This is a genomic window from Novosphingobium sp. UBA1939 (genome assembly GCF_002336885.1).
GTDB lineage: Bacteria > Pseudomonadota > Alphaproteobacteria > Sphingomonadales > Sphingomonadaceae > Novosphingobium.
Genome location: NZ_DDFB01000051.1, coordinates 1 through 17,227, shown reverse-complemented (window position 1 = coordinate 17,227; position 17,227 = coordinate 1). Strand labels below are relative to the sequence as shown.

12 protein-coding genes are annotated in these 17,227 nt (G+C 66.6%); 6 read left to right on the top strand and 6 right to left on the bottom strand.

The genetic code is table 11. The annotated features are described in order from the left end of the window. Positions 1–379: 379 nt before the first annotated feature. The 4 genes from B3547_RS07810 to B3547_RS07795 all read right to left on the bottom strand — a co-directional run bounded on the left by B3547_RS07810 (position 380) and on the right by B3547_RS07795 (position 4,901). Positions 380–1,633, bottom strand: coding sequence for a replication initiator protein A (locus B3547_RS07810; protein WP_292961827.1), 1,254 nt, complete (start codon positions 1,631–1,633; stop codon positions 380–382). A gap of 106 nt (positions 1,634–1,739) precedes the next feature. Next, complete coding sequence (locus B3547_RS07805) at positions 1,740–2,834, bottom strand: ParB/RepB/Spo0J family partition protein (RefSeq protein ID WP_292961825.1); 1,095 nt, start codon at positions 2,832–2,834, stop codon at positions 1,740–1,742. A 44-nt stretch (positions 2,835–2,878) separates the two neighbouring features. Then, the gene (locus B3547_RS07800) at positions 2,879–4,075 is read right to left on the bottom strand and encodes an AAA family ATPase (RefSeq protein WP_292961823.1); all 1,197 of its coding nucleotides are present in this window, start codon (positions 4,073–4,075) and stop codon (positions 2,879–2,881) included. Positions 4,076–4,481: 406 nt separating this feature from the next. Then, positions 4,482–4,901 carry a group II truncated hemoglobin gene (locus tag B3547_RS07795; RefSeq protein WP_292961822.1) on the bottom strand — a complete coding sequence of 140 codons (420 nt, stop codon included), beginning with the start codon at positions 4,899–4,901 and terminating at the stop codon, positions 4,482–4,484. A 195-nt stretch (positions 4,902–5,096) separates the two neighbouring features. Here B3547_RS07795 and B3547_RS07790 point away from each other — a divergent pair, with 195 nt between their 5' ends. From B3547_RS07790 to B3547_RS07765, 6 genes are all read left to right on the top strand, one after another. Further along, positions 5,097–5,777 carry a response regulator transcription factor gene (locus tag B3547_RS07790; protein ID WP_124810998.1) on the top strand — a complete coding sequence of 227 codons (681 nt, stop codon included), beginning with the start codon at positions 5,097–5,099 and terminating at the stop codon, positions 5,775–5,777. Further along, the gene (locus B3547_RS07785; RefSeq protein WP_292961821.1) at positions 5,767–7,137 is read left to right on the top strand and encodes a sensor histidine kinase; all 1,371 of its coding nucleotides are present in this window, start codon (positions 5,767–5,769) and stop codon (positions 7,135–7,137) included. Before B3547_RS07790 ends, B3547_RS07785 begins: the two co-directional genes overlap by 11 nt. A gap of 152 nt (positions 7,138–7,289) precedes the next feature. After that, positions 7,290–10,517, top strand: coding sequence for an efflux RND transporter permease subunit (locus B3547_RS07780; RefSeq protein WP_292961820.1), 3,228 nt, complete (start codon positions 7,290–7,292; stop codon positions 10,515–10,517). After that, positions 10,507–11,673 carry an efflux RND transporter periplasmic adaptor subunit gene (locus B3547_RS07775; protein WP_292961819.1) on the top strand — a complete coding sequence of 389 codons (1,167 nt, stop codon included), beginning with the start codon at positions 10,507–10,509 and terminating at the stop codon, positions 11,671–11,673. Before B3547_RS07780 ends, B3547_RS07775 begins: the two co-directional genes overlap by 11 nt. Continuing rightward, entirely contained in the window at positions 11,666–13,069 is a 1,404-nt protein-coding gene (locus B3547_RS07770) for an efflux transporter outer membrane subunit (protein WP_125953200.1), read from the top strand. The genes B3547_RS07775 and B3547_RS07770 overlap by 8 nt, the downstream gene beginning before the upstream one ends. A 165-nt stretch (positions 13,070–13,234) precedes the next feature. Continuing rightward, a complete protein-coding gene (locus tag B3547_RS07765) occupies positions 13,235–15,646 on the top strand; it encodes a TonB-dependent receptor (RefSeq protein ID WP_292961818.1) in 2,412 nt (803 codons plus the stop codon). A gap of 81 nt (positions 15,647–15,727) precedes the next feature. On the opposite strand, the gene estDL136 is transcribed toward B3547_RS07765, so the two are convergent. Both estDL136 and B3547_RS07755 read right to left on the bottom strand, forming a co-directional pair. Further along, the gene (gene estDL136 / locus B3547_RS07760) at positions 15,728–16,663 is read right to left on the bottom strand and encodes a chloramphenicol hydrolase (protein ID WP_292961817.1); all 936 of its coding nucleotides are present in this window, start codon (positions 16,661–16,663) and stop codon (positions 15,728–15,730) included. A gap of 67 nt (positions 16,664–16,730) precedes the next feature. Continuing rightward, the coding region (locus tag B3547_RS07755) for an inositol monophosphatase family protein (protein WP_292961816.1) at positions 16,731–17,227 on the bottom strand (497 nt) is incomplete at its 5' end.

Sequence of the window (17,227 nt, the reverse complement as noted above, 5' to 3'; positions counted from 1 at the left end):
ACGTACCGATCGATCCCTGCCGCGCAGGTTTGAATCAATTCCGGCGAACGAGTCCGAATCAAGGTTCAAAACCGCGAGATCGGCATGCGGGTGGGTGGGGGAATGCGATGCCTGCCTTTGGCCCGCCCGACACTTCGGGAACGGGCATTAGCAAGAGCAATGCCGCGTTGGTCTGCGTTGGAGGCAGGAAGCTCGCGCGGAATCGGCGTTGCGGCGCGTTGGATCTGGTGGCGCTCTTTCGCAGCAGGGGGCGAATTGCGGAAGGACCGTCGGTCCGCTGAAGAAACCGAACAGGCCCCCTCCCCTCCCCCCCTTCTCGCGCGATCGGGAAGGCGGGGCTGGAGGAGAAGCCGGGCGGGTGTTGCGCCCGGCTCGGAACTCAGCGCAGGCTGTTCCGGTTCTTGGCGTGATGGCGTTTGACCCAGCCGATGAAGGCGCGCTGCCAGTTGGCGGGGGTACGTTCCGGGTCCGCATCGACCCAGCGTTCGAACTCCGCATGCAGGGCGTAGAGGTCCCAGCCGGGGCAGGTTTCGCGCAGATACTCCGCGGTTTCGCCGGTAACGAAGCCCCGGGTCGAGGCGCTGGTCAGACCGGCAAGGGCAGTCCGGACGAGCGCGCCGGCATCGATCACCATGTCGTCGTCGTTGTCGGTCGGAGCGAGGCGATCTGGCGCTGACGGTGCGGGAGCCGTTGCCACTTTGGGGAGGGGGGAGGGCGAAAGCGGAGCAGGGGAGGGGTGTTTCCCCGGGGAAACCATCGCGGCTGCCGGATGGGATGCCGCGCGGCTGCTTCCATCCTTGCCATCGGTACGCGTGGCACGCAGCAGCGGCTCGCCATTTTTGCCGGGTTCGATGGACAGTGTGTAGCCGGGCAGGGCGTTCTTTTCCGCCAGCTTGACGATCTCGAACTTGAAGCGGCGGTATTCGCCTTCGGCACCGCTTTTCTCGAACAGCACCGGCATCGAAATGGCAAACCCGTCGTCGCCGGCGCCGCCTGCGTGCTTGCGCGCGACCTTGTAGAGCCATCGTTCGCGGCCCCCGGTAAGCTTGAAGTAGGCGCGGTCTATCGACAGGACGCCGCCCTTCATCATCACGCCCTCCCAGAACCAGTTGGATAGCTCCAGGGTCATGCCGCGCGACCGTTCGGTCTTCTCGTCGACCAGCTGGGTCCAGCCATCCAGCCACGAGAACGTGGCTTCACGCCGGTTTTCGGCGCGGATGTTGGTCTTGATTGTTGTGGCGACAAGCCGGTCGAGCGCCTGGCCCAGCAGCTCGTAGGCGCGTCCCGTGGTGGGCCGGTCGATCGCGCGCAGCAAGTCGTAGGGCATGATGTGCAGCTTGCGCGGCACGTCGTTCACGCCACGCCTGGCCATGTCGGCAAGCACGCTGGCGCAATAAATCAGGATGTCCGCATCCCAGATCGTCGCCATGCCGTAGTCCGGGTTGGCCGAAACATGCACCCACAGCTTCCCGTCGGGGGAGGTGTAGTCGATCGGCTTGAGGCGCTTCGACTTGGCGAGACTGAAGAAAGGCCGCTCCATCATCTCGCGCTGATCGCGCAAGGGGAGGTCGGCGATGTAGGGAAGAAACAGGTCGAACTGGTCTGACTCGCCAGACTTGCGCACCCGGCTCACGGAGAAAGTTTCCCCGGGGAAACCGGAGCGGCAATGCGGCGCGCGTTCCTGCAATCAGGACGGGGCAGGGGCCATCCGCGGGCCGACGGAAAGCGGTCGCACGGCCTCAAGCCTGTACGCCCTTGCCGTCCGCCGCCAGTCTTTCCAGCACATCGCGGATGCCCTTCAGCAGGTCTTCGATGTTCGATCCCGAACCCGCGTGCAGGCGCACTGTCGCGCCTTGCCGGTTGGACGACAGGACCGAAACCGCCGCGCGCTGCGTGCGGGGGTTGACCCATTCGGCAAGCGGTCCGGCAGGGCGTTTGTCGCCCACCGGAGCCGTGAGCAGCCGCTGAAGCACTTCCGCGGCGGGAAGCGTGGCATCGCCCGCCTTGCGTCGGGCGTCCTGAAGCCGGGCGAGCGCCTTAGCTTCGCGGTGAATGGCTTGCGCGGCCCCGCGATCGTCCAGCGCCTGCGCCAGCGGGTACGCCGGTTTCAACTGCACGTCGGCCGGGGAGGCGAACGCGGCGACCACATCGTCGGGCAGGGCGGCGACTTTGAGCATCTTGGAAAGCCAGCCCTTGGACAGCTTGAGGCGCTCGGCCATCCGCGTTTGGTGGTTGCCGTAATGATCCTTGAGCGCCTGGGCGTAGTTGCGCGCGCGCTCGAGGTCCGAGACGTCCTTGCGCGCCCGGTTTTCCAGGTCGGCAAGGCGAAAGGCCGCCTCGTCGTCAAGCTGGGCGACCTGCGCGACGAACATCATGTCCGGATAGGAATGACGACGCAGCCAGGCGATCGACCAGTGCCGCCGCGTGCCGGCGATCACCTCGTAATCGTGCTCCGGATCACCCTCGACGCGCCTGACCACGGCGGGCACTTTCTGCCCTCCTTCCGCCACGATCGAATCGATCAGTTCGCGGCAGGATTCCTCGGTCAGATGACCATAGGAACGGGCGTTCCCGGGCCAGATCCGCACTCGTTCGGGATTGAGCAACAGTTGCGTAACCTGCCGGACCTCGCCGCTGGCGACGCGGGCAAGAGCGCTTTCGCGCCCCAGCAGCGTGGTTCCGCGCAGCCGTTCGGCCCGTGGGGTCTCGATTGGGGCAGGCGGCGTGGCCGGCGCCCGCGATTCCGCTTGGATCAGGTCATTTTCCGATGATTTCTCAATCGGTTCATCGTCCGCGAGCAGTGCGGCGAGATAGTCGCTTTGCTTACGCGCCATGGATTTTCTCGCTGGATGGCGTCAGGCCATGGGGGGAAGGGGGATCATGCGGCATTGAGGACATCCTCCTCGCGCGCCGGGGCCACGCGGCCCCAGCCTTGCCGGACCAGCTGTTCGATCTGCCCCAGCGCTTCGTCGAGATTGGCCTTGCTGCGCTTGTGCGTCTTCGGCGTGCCGATCGGCTTTTCGAGTTCGTACACGGTCATCATCCGCATCGCCGCGTGGCTGATCTCGGCGGATTCGAGGATCGGCACCGGCAGCAGGGCAGGGCCGAAGGTCTGCTCCATGACCGTGCGGATCATCGCGTGGCTCGGGTCGTTGCTGTCGAACTTCGAGCAGATCAGGCGGACGAAATTGTAGTCGACGGTGATGCCCGCCGAAACGAGCTGTACGATCACCTGGTCCATCATCGACAGGAATTGCACCGTGGAACAGAAGTCCGGCGTGGTGGCGGCCAACGGAACCAGCAGGGCGTTGGCAGCCTGCATCACGGCGAGGCTGATGGTGCCCAGCGCCGGCGGCGGATCGAGGATCACCACGTCATAATCGCGCGCGAGGTCCATCAGGCCCGCCTTGAGCTTGCGAAAGCGCGCGGCGAGGACCGACTGCCCGTCCGCACCGCCGGCTGCCAGCTCGTATTCGACATCGAACAGCTCGAGGTTCGACGGAATCAGGTCCACGTTGGGCCAGGGTGTGCGCTTCACCGCATAAAGCAGGTCCGCCTGCGTCGGATCGATCGAGAGGTACGGGTAGAGCGTTTCCTCCCGCGTGATGTTGAAGTGCGGGTTGAAGCCGAACAGCGTCGTGGTGGTCGCCTGGCTGTCGCAGTCCACCACCAGCACGCGGTAGCCCTGAACGGCGAAGTAGTGCGCAAGGTGCGTCGTCACCGTGGACTTGCCCACGCCGCCCTTGAAGTTCTGCACCGCGATCACGGCGGGGACATCGAGCGGCGCGCGGTGTGGCGCGGCGCCCAGCACTTCGCGCATGTTGAGCAGTTCCTCGACGGTATAGCCCACGCGCCGCCCATTCTCTCCGGCGGGGGGAGGGGGCAGCCGTCCGTCGTCCTCAGCCATCCGGATGCGGTTGGTGGAGCACCCAAGCAGTTGCGCCGCTTCGGCAATGCCGAAGCGCAAGTTGAGCCCCTTGCGGCTTTCGGGCAGAAAGGCCTTGCGACGCAGCCGCTCGATCATCTTTTCGCCGGCATCGGCAAGATCGCCGATCTGGGCTACGATTTCATTCATGGATTGCCCCGCGCGCGGATATGAAGCTTTGTTTAGAATACATGCATGAAAGTGCTTCAACAAGCAACGGATGATGCATTACGGGTTCAGGAAAGCGCGTTTTGGCCCGATACGCCCCCCGTTCGCGCATCTTTCGCGCGAACATTGGCCCTTCCTGGCCGAATTTTGCCCTCAGAGCCCCGTAGAGCGCAAAAAGGCGCTCTCCCTACACACAACTACCGGAGGGCGGGTTTTTCGTCTCTAGGGGGTGTTTCCGGGAGAGTTTGTTAACCACTTGTAAACAAATACTTTTATCGGGATTGCCCGTCATCGGGCCATCGGCCCGTTCCGATCGAGCCGCCGGGACACATGAGAATCGATTCGGGCGCCGTGCGTCGCCGCGCCGATTCGGATTCCGGACGATGGATCAGGCCACTGGCGCGGCGCCCGCCTGGTTGCGCATGTGCCAACCCAGGGCGTCGATCTTGGTGAGGATGGCATCTGCCACCGGAGAGGGTTCCGCCAGTTCGCTCCATGCGCGATGGAAACACAGCAGCCATCCCTCGATCTCGTCCGGTCCGATGGCCGCGACGAAGTGGCGCTGGCGCAAGCGGGGGTGGCCGTACTTGTCCGTATAGAGCGGCGGGCCGCCCAGCCAGCCCGTAAGATACTCGAACAGTTTTTCTTCCGCCCGGGCCAGCGACGGCGGATGCACGTTCCGGCAGGCGGCGGCTTCGGGCAGGGTATCCATCAGCGAATAGAAACGGGCGCAAAGCGCGCGCACGAACGGTTCGCCGCCCAGCGTCTCGTAGGGTGTGGCGCTTGCGGGCGCGGGGATGTCCGTCATGCCGTGTCCTGTCCGTGTGCGACCGCGCATTCACGCGATGCCGCGCAGGAAATCAAGCGGCATCGTGGCGGACTGGCTCCGCGCGCCGTGCGCGGAATGCGGCAAACCACGTGACGCAGATGTAACGTGCGCCGCACCGGCCCTGTTCGCTATGAGGAGCGGGCTTTCAGGGCAGCGGCCCGATCGACGGTGCACATGGCTTCCATTCTCGTCATTGAAGATGATGCCGAAACGGCGCGCGAGATTGCGGACGAATTGCGCGTGCACGGTCACACCGTCCACGCCGAGGCGGATGGGCAGAACGGTCTGGAGCGCGCCCTGCGCGAACCGTTCGATGCGATCACGCTAGACCGGATGCTGCCCGGCCTTGATGGTCTGGCCGTCGTGGCGCGGCTGCGCGCCGCCGGCATCGTCACGCCGGTGCTGATGATCAGCGCGCTGGGTGACGTCGATGCGCGGATCGACGGGCTGCGCGCCGGGGGCGACGACTATCTGATCAAGCCCTTCGCGCCGGACGAGATGGCGATGCGGGTCGAAGTCCTGCTGCGTCGGCGCCGGCAGCTGGAAACGGCTGCCGCCATGCTGCGGGGCGGACCGGTCGAGATGGACCTGATCCGGCGCGAGGTGCGCGTCGATGGCGATCCGGTGCGGTTGCTGCACATGGAGTTCCGCCTGCTGGAATTCCTCATGCGCAATGCGGGCGAGATCGTCACGCGGCAGATCATCTTCGAACGCGTGTGGGGGTATTATTTCGATCCGGGCGCGAACCTCATCAACGTGCATATCGCGCGGTTGCGCAAGAAGATCGATCGACCTGGGCACGCGTCGCTGATCGCGACGGTGAAGGGGGAGGGATACCGCTTCGATGCCGGGTGACTGGCCGCATCTGCGCGACATTCGCAAGACCAGCACCTTCCGGCTGACGCTGGCACTGGGCGGGGCCGCGACCGTCGGCGTGCTTCTGCTGCTGCTGATCATCTACAGCCTGACCGAGCGCGAACTGAACGACCGTAGCGATCGCATCCTCCGCACGGAAATCGCGCGGCTGGCGGCCTTGCCGGAGGCGGACCTGCCGGGGGAAATCGATAAATCATCGGCGACGAGTGTCAGCGGTCTCAACCACTTCGGCCTGCTCTCTCCAGGCGGACGCTGGCTGGCGGGAGACATGGGAGCGAGCCCGCCCTTGGTCATCGGGCATCCCTATGAGCGCGATGACGGGCCGGACGTGCGCGGGCCGTTGCGCATCCTGGCCGCACGAACTCCGGGCGGAGCGCTGCTCATGGTCGGCCGCGATGTGCGGCCGATCGTCGATCTGCGCGGGCGGATGGTGGAAATTCTCGTCCTCAGCGGCCTGTTCGTGGCGCCCTTGCTGCTGGCGGCGGGGTTCGCTGTCAGCCTTGGACCGCTCCGGCGCGTGGACCGTCTGCAGCGCGTGGCGCTGGAGATCGGTTCGGGCCGGCTGGCAGCACGGATGCCGATCGAGGGGCGCGGCGATGAACTGGACCTGTTTGCCGGAACCGTGAACCGCATGATCGGGGAGGTGGAGCGCACCGTCGACCAGGTGAAATCCGTCACCGACGCGATCGCGCACGATCTGCGCACGCCGCTGACCCGGGTGCGCAACCAGCTCTATCGCGCCAGCCGCGATCCGGACATGGCACCGGCGGATGTCGTGCGGATCGAGGCGGCCATGGCCAATCTTGATCTCGTTCTGGCGCGGTTCGCGGCGTTGCTGCGCATTTCCGAGCTGGAGGCGTCCGGCCGCCGCCAGGGTTTCGCGACGAGCCGCATCGATCGGCTGCTGGACGCGGTGGTCGAACTGTACGGCCCGCTCGCCGAGGAGCGCGATATCGCGTTGCGATGGGACGGTGCTGAGCCGGTGCACTTGTACTGCGACGAGAAGCTGATCTTCGAGGCCTTCAGCAACCTTGTCGACAATGCGATCAAGTTCGCGCCGGAGGGTGGGCGCGTGTCGATCCTGCTGGCGAAGGACGATGGATTCGTGGCGATCGAGGTGTGCGATAACGGTCCGGGTATTCCGATGGACCAGTTGCAGGCCGTGCTGCGGCGCTATGATCGGGGCGTGGCGTCCGCGGCTGTTCCCGGATCGGGGCTGGGCCTCAGCGTGGTGGCCGCGATCGTGCATCTGCACCACTTCGCGCTGGAGCTTCTGCCGGCGGAACCGGGCCTGCGCGCGCGCATCGTCGCGCCTGTGGAAGCGCAACAGGCAAGGTGAAATTCATTTCACTGGCGCTCGGGCCGCGCCGGCGCGATTGAAGCGCCGGCCGGCGGCGCACGCTACGGGCGACCACGGCAAACTTTGGCGCTCGCGCAACCAGCCTCCCCCCTTCCGGCCCTGGTTGCGCGAGCGCGATTTGCGGAACTGCCATGCTGCAACTGGTCAAGCTTGCCTTGAGCAAGCCCTATACGTTCGTCGTCCTCGCCATCCTGATCGTGCTGTCCGGCTCGATCGCCTGGGTGCGGACACCCACCGACATTTTCCCCGACATCCGCATCCCGGTGATCGCGGCGGTATGGACCTATCGCGGCCTGCCGCCGGAGGACATGTCGGGCCGGGTCGTCTATTATTACGAACGCCAGCTTTCCACGACGGTCAACGACATCGACCATATCGAAAGCCAGTCGCTCAACGGGATCGGCGTGGTGAAGATCTTCTTCCGTCCCGGCGTGGATATCCGCACGGCGACGGCGCAGGTCACGTCGGTGTCGCAGACGGTGCTCAAGCAGATGCCGCCGGGGATCACCCCGCCGCTGATCCTGAACTACAACGCCTCCACGGTGCCCATCCTGCAAATGGCGCTGTCATCGAAAGGGCTGTCGGAGCAGAAGATTTTCGATCTGGGGCAGAACTTCATCCGGCCGTCGCTGGCATCGGTGCAGGGCGCGGCGATCCCTTCGCCCTATGGCGGGCGCGAACGCCAGATCCAGATCGATCTCGACCCGGCGGCTCTGGTCGCGCGCCACCTTTCCGCCACCGACGTCGGCCTGGCTCTGGCGGCGCAGAACCAGATCGTGCCCGCCGGGACGGCCAAGATCGGCCAGTACGAATACAATATCCGGCTGAACAACAGCCCGGAAGTGGTCGATCAGCTCAACAATCTGCCGATCCGCACGGTCGATGGCACCACGGTCTATATGCGCGACGTGGCGCATGTTCGCGACGGTTCGCCGCCGCAGCGCAACGAGGTGCGCGTGGACGGTGGCCGCGCCGTGCTGATGACGATCCTCAAGTCCGGCTCCGCTTCGACCATCGCCATCGTCGATCAGGTCAAGGCGCTGTTGCCCAAGCTCAAGGAGACGCTTCCCGCCGATCTCAAGGTGCAGCTGCTGTCGGACCAGTCGCTGTTCGTGAAGGCGGCCGTGTCGGGCGTGGTGCGCGAAGGCGTGATCGCGGCAGGCCTTACCTCGCTGATGATCCTGCTGTTCCTCGGTTCCTGGCGATCGACGGTCATTATCGCGACATCCATCCCTCTCGCGATTCTGGCCGCGGTCGCCGGGTTGTCGGCGGCGGGCGAAACGCTCAACATCATGACGCTGGGCGGACTGGCGCTCGCCGTCGGCATCCTTGTCGATGACGCCACGGTCACCATCGAGAACATCAACTGGCATCTGGAGCAGGGCAAGACCGTGCGCGCCGCGATCATGGACGGCGCGGAGCAGATCGTGCGCCCGGCCTTCGTGTCGCTGCTGTGCATCTGCATCGCCTTCGTGCCGATGTTCTTCCTGCCCGGCGTCGCCGGCTTCCTGTTCGCGCCGATGGCCAAGGCGGTGGTCTTCGCCATGATCGCCAGCTTCGTCCTGTCGCGCACGCTGGTGCCGACGATGAGCAACTACCTGTTGCGCGACCACGCCTCGCAGCACACGGCGGAGATCATGGCGAGTCACGACGCACTGGCGGGGCGCGCGCCGCGCGGCCATCCGCTGCGGCGTTTCCAGCAGGGGTTCGAGCACCGGTTCGAGAAAGTGCGCGCCTATTACGTGTCGGTTCTGGTGTTCGCGCTGGAGCGGCGCAGGGTGTTCGTCCCGGCCTTCATGGCGGTGGTCCTGGCATCGCTGGCGCTGGTGCCGTTCTTGGGCCGCAACTTCTTTCCGAGCGTCGATTCCGGGCAAATCAGCCTGCATGTCCGCGCGCCGGTGGGCACGCGGCTGGAGGAAACGGCGGCGCTGTTCGACCATATCGAGGACGAGATCCGGCGCACCGTGCCGAAGGACGAACTGGTGTCGGTGGTGGACAACATCGGCCTGCCGGTATCGGGGATCAACCGCGCCTATTCCAACACCGGCGGCGTCGGCCCGCAGGACGGCGATATCCTCGTCACGCTGGGCGAAGGGCACCGGCCCACGGCGGGCTATGTCCGTGCCTTGCGCGAACGGTTGCCCCGGGTCTTCCCCGGTACGACGTTCTCGTTCCTGCCGGCCGACATCATCAGCCAGATCCTGAACTTCGGTTCGCCCGCGCCCATCGACGTCATGGTGACCGGCCCGAACGTGCGCGAGAACGAAGCCTATGCGCACGAACTGGTGGCGCGGATGCAGCACGTGGGCGGCATCGCCGACGTGCGCCTGCAACAGGCCAGCAGTTATCCGGAACTGCGGTTCGACGTCGATCGCACCGCCGCCGACCGCGTCGGCGTGACCGAGAACGACGTGACGAAAAGCCTTTCCGTGAACCTTGCCGGCAGCTTCCAGGTTGCTCCCGCGTTCTGGCTCAACCCCCGCAACGGCGTGTCCTATCCCATCGTCGTCCAGACGCCGCAGTACCGGACGGACACCATCCCCGATCTCCAGAACATCCCGGTCAGCGGCGGCCGGCCCGGCGACGTGCAGCTTCTCGGCGCGCTTGGCACGATGCACCGCGAACCTTCGGCCGCCGTGATCTCGCACTATGCCGTTCAACCGGCGTTCGACGTCTACGCGACGACGCAAGGCCGCGATCTGGGGGCCGTGGCCGGTGATGTGCAGAAGGTGCTGGACGCGACGAAGGCGGACCTGCCCAAGGGCGCGACGGTGAAGTTGCGCGGCCAGGTGGAAACGATGAACACCGCGTTCGTCGGCCTGGTTCTTGGCCTGCTGGGCGCGATCGCACTGATCTACCTGTTGATCGTGGTGAACTTCCAGAGCTGGATCGATCCCACCGTGATTGTCTCGGCCCTGCCGGCCGCGCTGGCGGGCATCGCCTGGATGCTGTTCGCCACGCACACGCCGCTGTCGGTGCCGGCGCTGACCGGAGCGATCATGTGCATGGGCGTTGCCACCGCCAATTCGGTGCTGGTGGTGAGCTTCGCCCGGGAACGCCTTGCCGCCGTGGGCGACGCGGTGACCGCCGCGGTGGAAGCCGGATCGACCCGCTTCCGTCCGGTGCTGATGACCGCGCTGGCCATGATCATCGGCATGGCGCCGATGGCGCTGGGGCTGGGCGAGGGCGGCGAGCAGAACGCGCCGCTTGGCCGTGCCGTCATCGGCGGCCTGATCTGCGCCACGATCGCCACGCTGGTGTTTGTGCCGGTCGTCTTCTCCATCGCGCATCGCAAGGACCGCCTCGCGCCCGATGCCGCGCCCCATTCTTCCACGGGAGACCTTGTCCATGCAGAGTGAACGGCTTGCCGAAACGCCGGCCGCGTCCCCACGGGGGCTGAAAGCCGCCGGGATCGTTGCCGGAGCGCTGGCGCTGGCCGTGGTGGCCGCCGGCATGATCAGCCGCACCAGCGACACCAGCCGCGCGCAGGCGTGGAGCGACGCGCGCTCGCTGCCCACGGTTCACCTCATCCCCGTGCGCGGCGCCGATGCGAACGGGCAGCTCGAACTGCCCGGCACGATGGCGGCATGGAACACCGCGCACATCTTCGCGCGCGTGCCGGGCTACGTCCGGTCCTGGGATCGCGACATCGGCTCAGCCGTGGGGCTGGGGACGCCGCTGGGGCGGATCGATACGCCGGAACTGGATCAGCAGATCGTCGCGGCGCGGGCGTCCCTGGCGCGGGCGCGGGCCGGCGCCGGTCTTGCGCGCAGCACGGCGGCCCGCTGGAACGACCTGTTGACCGATCATTCGGTGTCGCAACAGGAGGCGGACGAGAAGAACGGCAATCTGGCCGTGCAGGTGGCGACGGTACGCGGCGCTGAGGCCGATCTCGGCCGGCTTCTGGCGATGAAAGCCTATGCCACCATCCGCGCCCCGTTTGCGGGCGTGGTCACCGCCCGCAATGCCGACATTGGCGACCTTGTCGGTCCCGGCGCGTCCAGCCAGCAACCGATGTTCACGATCGCCGACATCAGCCGTATCCGCCTCTACGTCAGCGTGCCGCAGAATTACGCGGCGGCGATGAAGCCGGGCTTGCAGGCGCGGTTGACCGTGCCCGACTATCCGGGCCGGCAGTTCACCGCGCGCCTTGTCGGCACGTCGGACGCGATCAATCCGCAGACCGGGACCCTGCAGGTTCAGCTTGTTGCCGACAATCCGGGGCAGGTGCTGCGCGCGGGGGGCTATGCACAGGTTTCGTTCGATCTGCCGGGCAGCACGGGAGCCGTGGCAATTCCTTCCAGCGCGCTGGTGTTCCGCGCCGCTGGCACCCAGGTCGCGACCGTGGGGGCGGATTCGAAAGTCCGCCTTGTTCGCGTCACGCTGGGGCGCGATCTCGGCAGCACGGTCGAGGTCCTTTCCGGCCTTTCTCCGGGCATGCGGATCGTCGACAACCCGCCGGATTCGATCGCCACGGGCGAAGCCGTCCATGTCGACGAGAGCCGCCATGGCTGACCGTCGCGCGCTGGCCGCGCTGCTGGGGCTGACCGCGCTGGCGGGTTGCTCGATGGCGCCGCCCTACCAGCCGCCCGCCGTGTCGGTGCCGGCGACGTATGCGGAGGCCGGCTCATGGACGCCGGCCGCGCCCGGCGATGCGGCGCCGTCGCAAACCTGGTGGACCGCGTTCGGCGATGGCACGCTAGATGCGCTGGAAACGCGGCTCGCCACCGATAATCCATCGCTGGCGGTGGCGGTCGGCCGCTATGATCTGGCGCGGGCCTATCTCGCCGAAGTGCGCGCGGGCCTGTTCCCGCAGATCGGGGCGCAGGCGACGGTTACGCAGAACCGCCAGTCGGACAATCGCCCGCTGCGCGGACAGAAGCAGCCAGACCTCTATGCCGCCGATACGCTGGGCGCGCAGGTGAGCTACGAGGCCGACCTCTGGGGGCGGGTACGCAACAGCGTCGCGGCCGGTCGTGCCGATGCGGAGGCCAGTGCCGACGATCTGGCGGCCGTGCGGGTTTCGCTGCAAGCGCAACTTGCGACGGATTACATCGCCCTGCGCGGCTACGATCGCGAGATCGATCTGCTGCAAAGGACGGTCGATGCCTATTCCCGCGCCGATGCCATGACGCGCCGGCGGTTCGCGGGCGGTATCGCAAACGGCATGGAAACCGGGCAATCGGCCACGCAGCTTGCCGAGGCGCAGGGCCAGCTGGCCGATCTGCGCAACGCCCGTGCGCTGACCGAACATGCCATTGCCGCGCTCGTCGGAACCACACCGTCGGGCTTCTCGATCGCCGCTTCCTCCGCGCCGTTGCCCATGCCGGAGGTGCCGGTCAGCCTGCCATCGACGTTGCTGCAGCGCCGGCCAGACGTGGCGGCGGCCGAACGCCGGATGTTCGCCGCCAACCGCCGGATCGGCGTTGCCAAAGCGGCCTTTTTCCCTTCGCTTTTGCTGGGCGGGCAGGGGGGTGTCCAGAACACCGCGCTGGCGGGCCTGGCCAGCGCGCCCAACCTGTTCTGGTCGGTCGGTCCCAACGTCCTGCTGACGCTGTTCGATGGCGGTCGCAACCGGGCGCGCGTTGCCGAAGCGAGGGCCGGGTGGGAGCAGGCCACGGCGGACTATCGCCTGCGCGTGCTGGGCGCGATGCAGGATGTCGAGGACGGACTGTCGCGCCTGCATCACCTGGGAGACGAAGCGGCCGCCGAAGAGCGCGCGGCACAACAGGCGGCGCAGGTCGAGCAGCTGGCAACGCGGCGGTACGAGAAGGGCGCGGTGAGTTACCTGGACGTGGTGACGGCGCAAACCACCGCGCTGCGGACGCAGCGGCAGGCGATCGAGATCGACACGCGCCGGCAGCAGGCGACCGTCGGGTTGTTCAAGGCCGTGGGCGGCGGCTGGGCCTGATCGTGGCGGTCGCGCAGGAATCTGCCGAAGATTACCTAAAGTTAATTTTCCACACTGTTTCTGTAACGTGAATGCAAATTACTAAAGTTAGCTCCCGCGGTGTCGAAGGACTTGGGCGCAAGCGATCGTCGCAGCCCGTCCATCACCCCAGGGAGGAATTCGGAAATGAAGTTCCATACGTCGCTGGCGGCCCTGCCGCTGGCGCTTCCGCTCGCGTTCGCGCCCGCCATGGCGCACGCCGCTGACGATGCGACACCGGCCGCCGCCGAGGCGGAAAGCCCCGACTCCGGCCGCGGGCTGGAGCAGATCGTCGTCACCGCGACCAAGCGCGAGACCAATCTGCAGAAGACCCCGATCGCCATTTCCGTGGTAACTCCCACGGTCATCCGCGATCGCCACGTGCAAAGCCTGATCGATCTGGCCGATGGCGCCATCCCGTCGCTGCGCGTGGCCACGTTCGAAGCGCGCCAGTCGGCGCTGACGGTCGGCATTCGCGGCATCGTGCCGTTCGACGCCAACCAGACCGCGCGCGACCAGGGCGTGGGCGTCTATCTCGACGGCGTCTATCTGGGTCGCCAGCAGGGGCTGAACGCTGCGCTGTTCGATGTGCAGCGCGTGGAAGTCCTGCGCGGACCGCAGGGCACGCTGTTCGGCCGCAACACCGAAGGCGGCGCGGTCAGCATCGTTACCGCGCAGCCCACCGGCGAGTTCGGCGGCCGGGTGCTGGCGGGCGTGGGCAATTACGGCAGCTACAACGGCGAACTGCACGTGAACCTGCCCGAATTCCACAACATTGCCTTCAAGCTGGACGGCGTGGTCCAGCATCAGGATCCGACCGTGAAGAACCCGCTGGCGGGTCAGGCGGGCTGGAACCAGTATCAGCGCGTCGGTGGCCGAGCCACGGCCCTGTGGAAGCCGTTCGACGGCTTTTCGGCCGAGTTTTCCTATGACCAGTCGCGCGATGAGAACACGCCGTTCTACAGCCAGTTGATCAACTACAACCCCAATGGCCTGCCGGTTGCCACGCTGGCGCAGATCCAGGCCAACGGCGGCAAGCTGCCCAAGGGCTTTATCGCGCCGCTTTCGCCGCTGGTGGTGGTGAGCGGCAACCAGCGCATGTCGGTTGCGGACATCGGCGTGCCGCAGCAGCCGAGCGTGGACAAGACCGACGGGTTCTCCGCCGTGCTCAAGTACAAGGTCAGCCCGGGCCTCGAACTGCGCTCGATCACCGCATGGCGCGGCGTGACCACCAACCAGTGGGACAATTCCGGCGGCGCGCACCGCACGGTGTTCCTGCCGAACGCCACGTTCAGCCGCTACAGCCTTTCCGACCTGCACCAGCGCCAGTTCAGCCAGGAACTGCAGGCGGTGGGCAGCGTGGCGCGCTTCGACTATGTGGTCGGCCTCTACTACTTCACCGAAAACGCCCAGGAATCGGCAGCGACGCCTTCGTCGAACACCTGGAACGCGGACGGCACCGGCTACATCATCAACAGCGAGATCGTGAACGGCGCGATCACCTCGTCGAACAACGGCTGGGCCTATGGCTCGCGCTTCATCCAGCGCGACAGCCATGCCACGGCCCGCAGCTATGCCGCCTTCGCGCAGGTCACCTGGTCGCCGATCGATCCGCTGCACATCACCGTCGGCGGTCGCTATACCAAGGACAAGCGCAATGGCGCGCTGACCACGGTTTCGGGCGTCGCCACGCCGTGGACGTTCCGGTTCGACAAGGACCGGTTCGATCCGATGGTCACGCTGGCCTATGACCTGTCCTCCGGCGTGAACGTCTATGCCAAGTATTCCACCGGCTATCGCGCCGGCGGGGCCAACGACCGGTCGAGCACGTTCGGCGCGTTCGGACCGGAGAAGGTCAAGGCCTACGAACTCGGCGCGAAGATGGACTTCCTCGATCACAAGGTGCGCCTGAACCTTGCCGGCTACATCATGGATCGCACCGGGACGCAGATCGATTTCGACAACGTCGATACCTTGCAGTTCCTGGCCGATGGTTCACCCAACCCGACCTACAACCTGCACACCGAAAACACCGCCAATGCGCCGGGCACCTCCAAGATCCGCGGCGTGGAAGCGGACCTGACGGTGCGTCCGGTCGAGAACATGACCCTAGGCGCGTCCTATGCCTATACCTACACCAACATCCCCGCCACGGCGAACCCGAACCCGGGGCCGACGTTCGGGCAGTTGACGCAGGTCTTCGTGGTGTACACGCCCCGGAACGCGGCTTCGGCCTACGCGGATTACGAAGTGCCGCTCAATGCCGCCGGCACCGCGCTGCGCTTCCACATCGATGCCAACTACGCGAGCAGCATGTACAGCTTCCAGTCCGAGAACGTGAAGACGGACGACAGCTTCATCGTCAACGGCCGGCTCGCGCTGGCGGACATTCCGATGAACGGCAACGGCCAGAAGCTGACGGTCGCCGCCTGGGCGCGCAACCTGTTCAACGAAACGCACATCTATCGCCGCTCGGGCGCGAACGATGCGGTGCTGGGCGATTACGGCAACTTCAACCCGCCGCGCACGTTCGGCCTCGAAGCCTCTATCAACTTCTGACGAGCTATCGAAGGGCGCGCAGGATCCTCACCCTGCGCAAAACTGGGGTGGGTGGCATGGCCATCCACCCCTTTTCTTCGATCAGGCCAGCGCCGCCTTCAGGCGCGCGCCGGCGCGATCGATATAGGCCACGGCATCCGGCACGAACGCGAACATCGAGAAGAAGCCGTGAATCATGCCCGGCGCTTCCTCCGCCTCCACCGGCACGCCGGCGGCCGCCAGCCGTTCCGCATAGGCGACGCCTTCGTCGCGCAGCGGATCGTATTGCGCGGTGATGACCGTGGCGGACGGCAGCCCGGAAAGGTGTTCGGTGCGCAGCACGGTTGCGCCGTGGATATGCCCGTCAGCCTCGGTTCCGACATACTGGTCCCAGAACCAGCGCATGGCGGCGGTGGAGAGGAAATACTGCCCGCCGCCGTTGGCGGCATAGGATGGCAGCGAGAAATCGGCATCGGTGACGGGATAGATCAGCAACTGGTGGCGCAGCGCCGGTCCGCCTTCGTCGCGCGCGCGGATCGCCACCGCCGCCGCCAGGTTGCCACCGGCGCTGTCCCCCGCCACGGCGATCCGGGTGCCGTCCACTCCCAGATCGGCGGCATGGTCCCGCGCCCAGACGAGCGCGTCGTAGCAATCGTCGAACGGGGCCGGGAAGGGGTGCTCGGGCGCCAGCCGGTAGCCGATGGAAAGCACCGCCGCGCCGCTGGCCCGCGCGAGCGCGCGGCAGGTTCCGTCGTGCGTATCGAGCGTGCCGATCACCCAGCCGCCGCCATGGTAGTAGATCACCAGGGGCGGGTTCTCGCCCGAACCTTCGGGAACGTAGAGCCGCGCCGGGATCGTCCGCCCGGCAAGGTCCAGCGCCAGGTCCTCGAGGATCGCCACGGCGGGCGGCGGCCCCATCTGCATCGGTCGCTGGTCGTTGATTTCGCGCAGTGCCCGTGCGGAGATCGCGGCGAAATCGACGGGCGGCATCTGCGCGAACATCGCGAGCAGGGCTTCGACTTGTGCATTCAACGCCATNNCTCCCCTTCCGCATCTTCATTTCTGTCGGATCGCGCCGCGGTGCCGTGTCCAGGCTAGCGCGTGATCATGCCTCCACGCGCACGTCGCGCACCAGATCGAGCACCTGTTGCGCGTGTTCCTTCCGGCAGATGAGCAGGTCGGGCATGTAGGTATCGCGCTGGTTGTACACGAGCGGGCTGCCGTCGATGCGGCTGGCATGGAGGCCATGGGCCAGCGCGACGGCGACCGGCGCGCAGGAATCCCATTCGTACTGCCCGCCCGAATGCAGGTAGATATCCGCCTGCCCCCGGATCACGGCCATGGCTTTCGCCCCGGCCGAACCCATCGGCACCAGGTCCGCGCCGAGCCGTGCGGCTACGGCGGTCGCCTCTGGCGCGGGGCGCGTGCGGCTGACGACCATGCGCAGCCGCGCCGGTGCGGGGGGAAGGGGGATCGGCCGGTCGGAGCGCAGTGTCACCCCGGCGCCGGGCAGCGCCACCGCGCCCAGCACCGGTGCGCCGTCCACCGCCAGCCCGACATGGACCGCCCAGTCGGTCCGCGCCTCGCCATATTCGCGCGTGC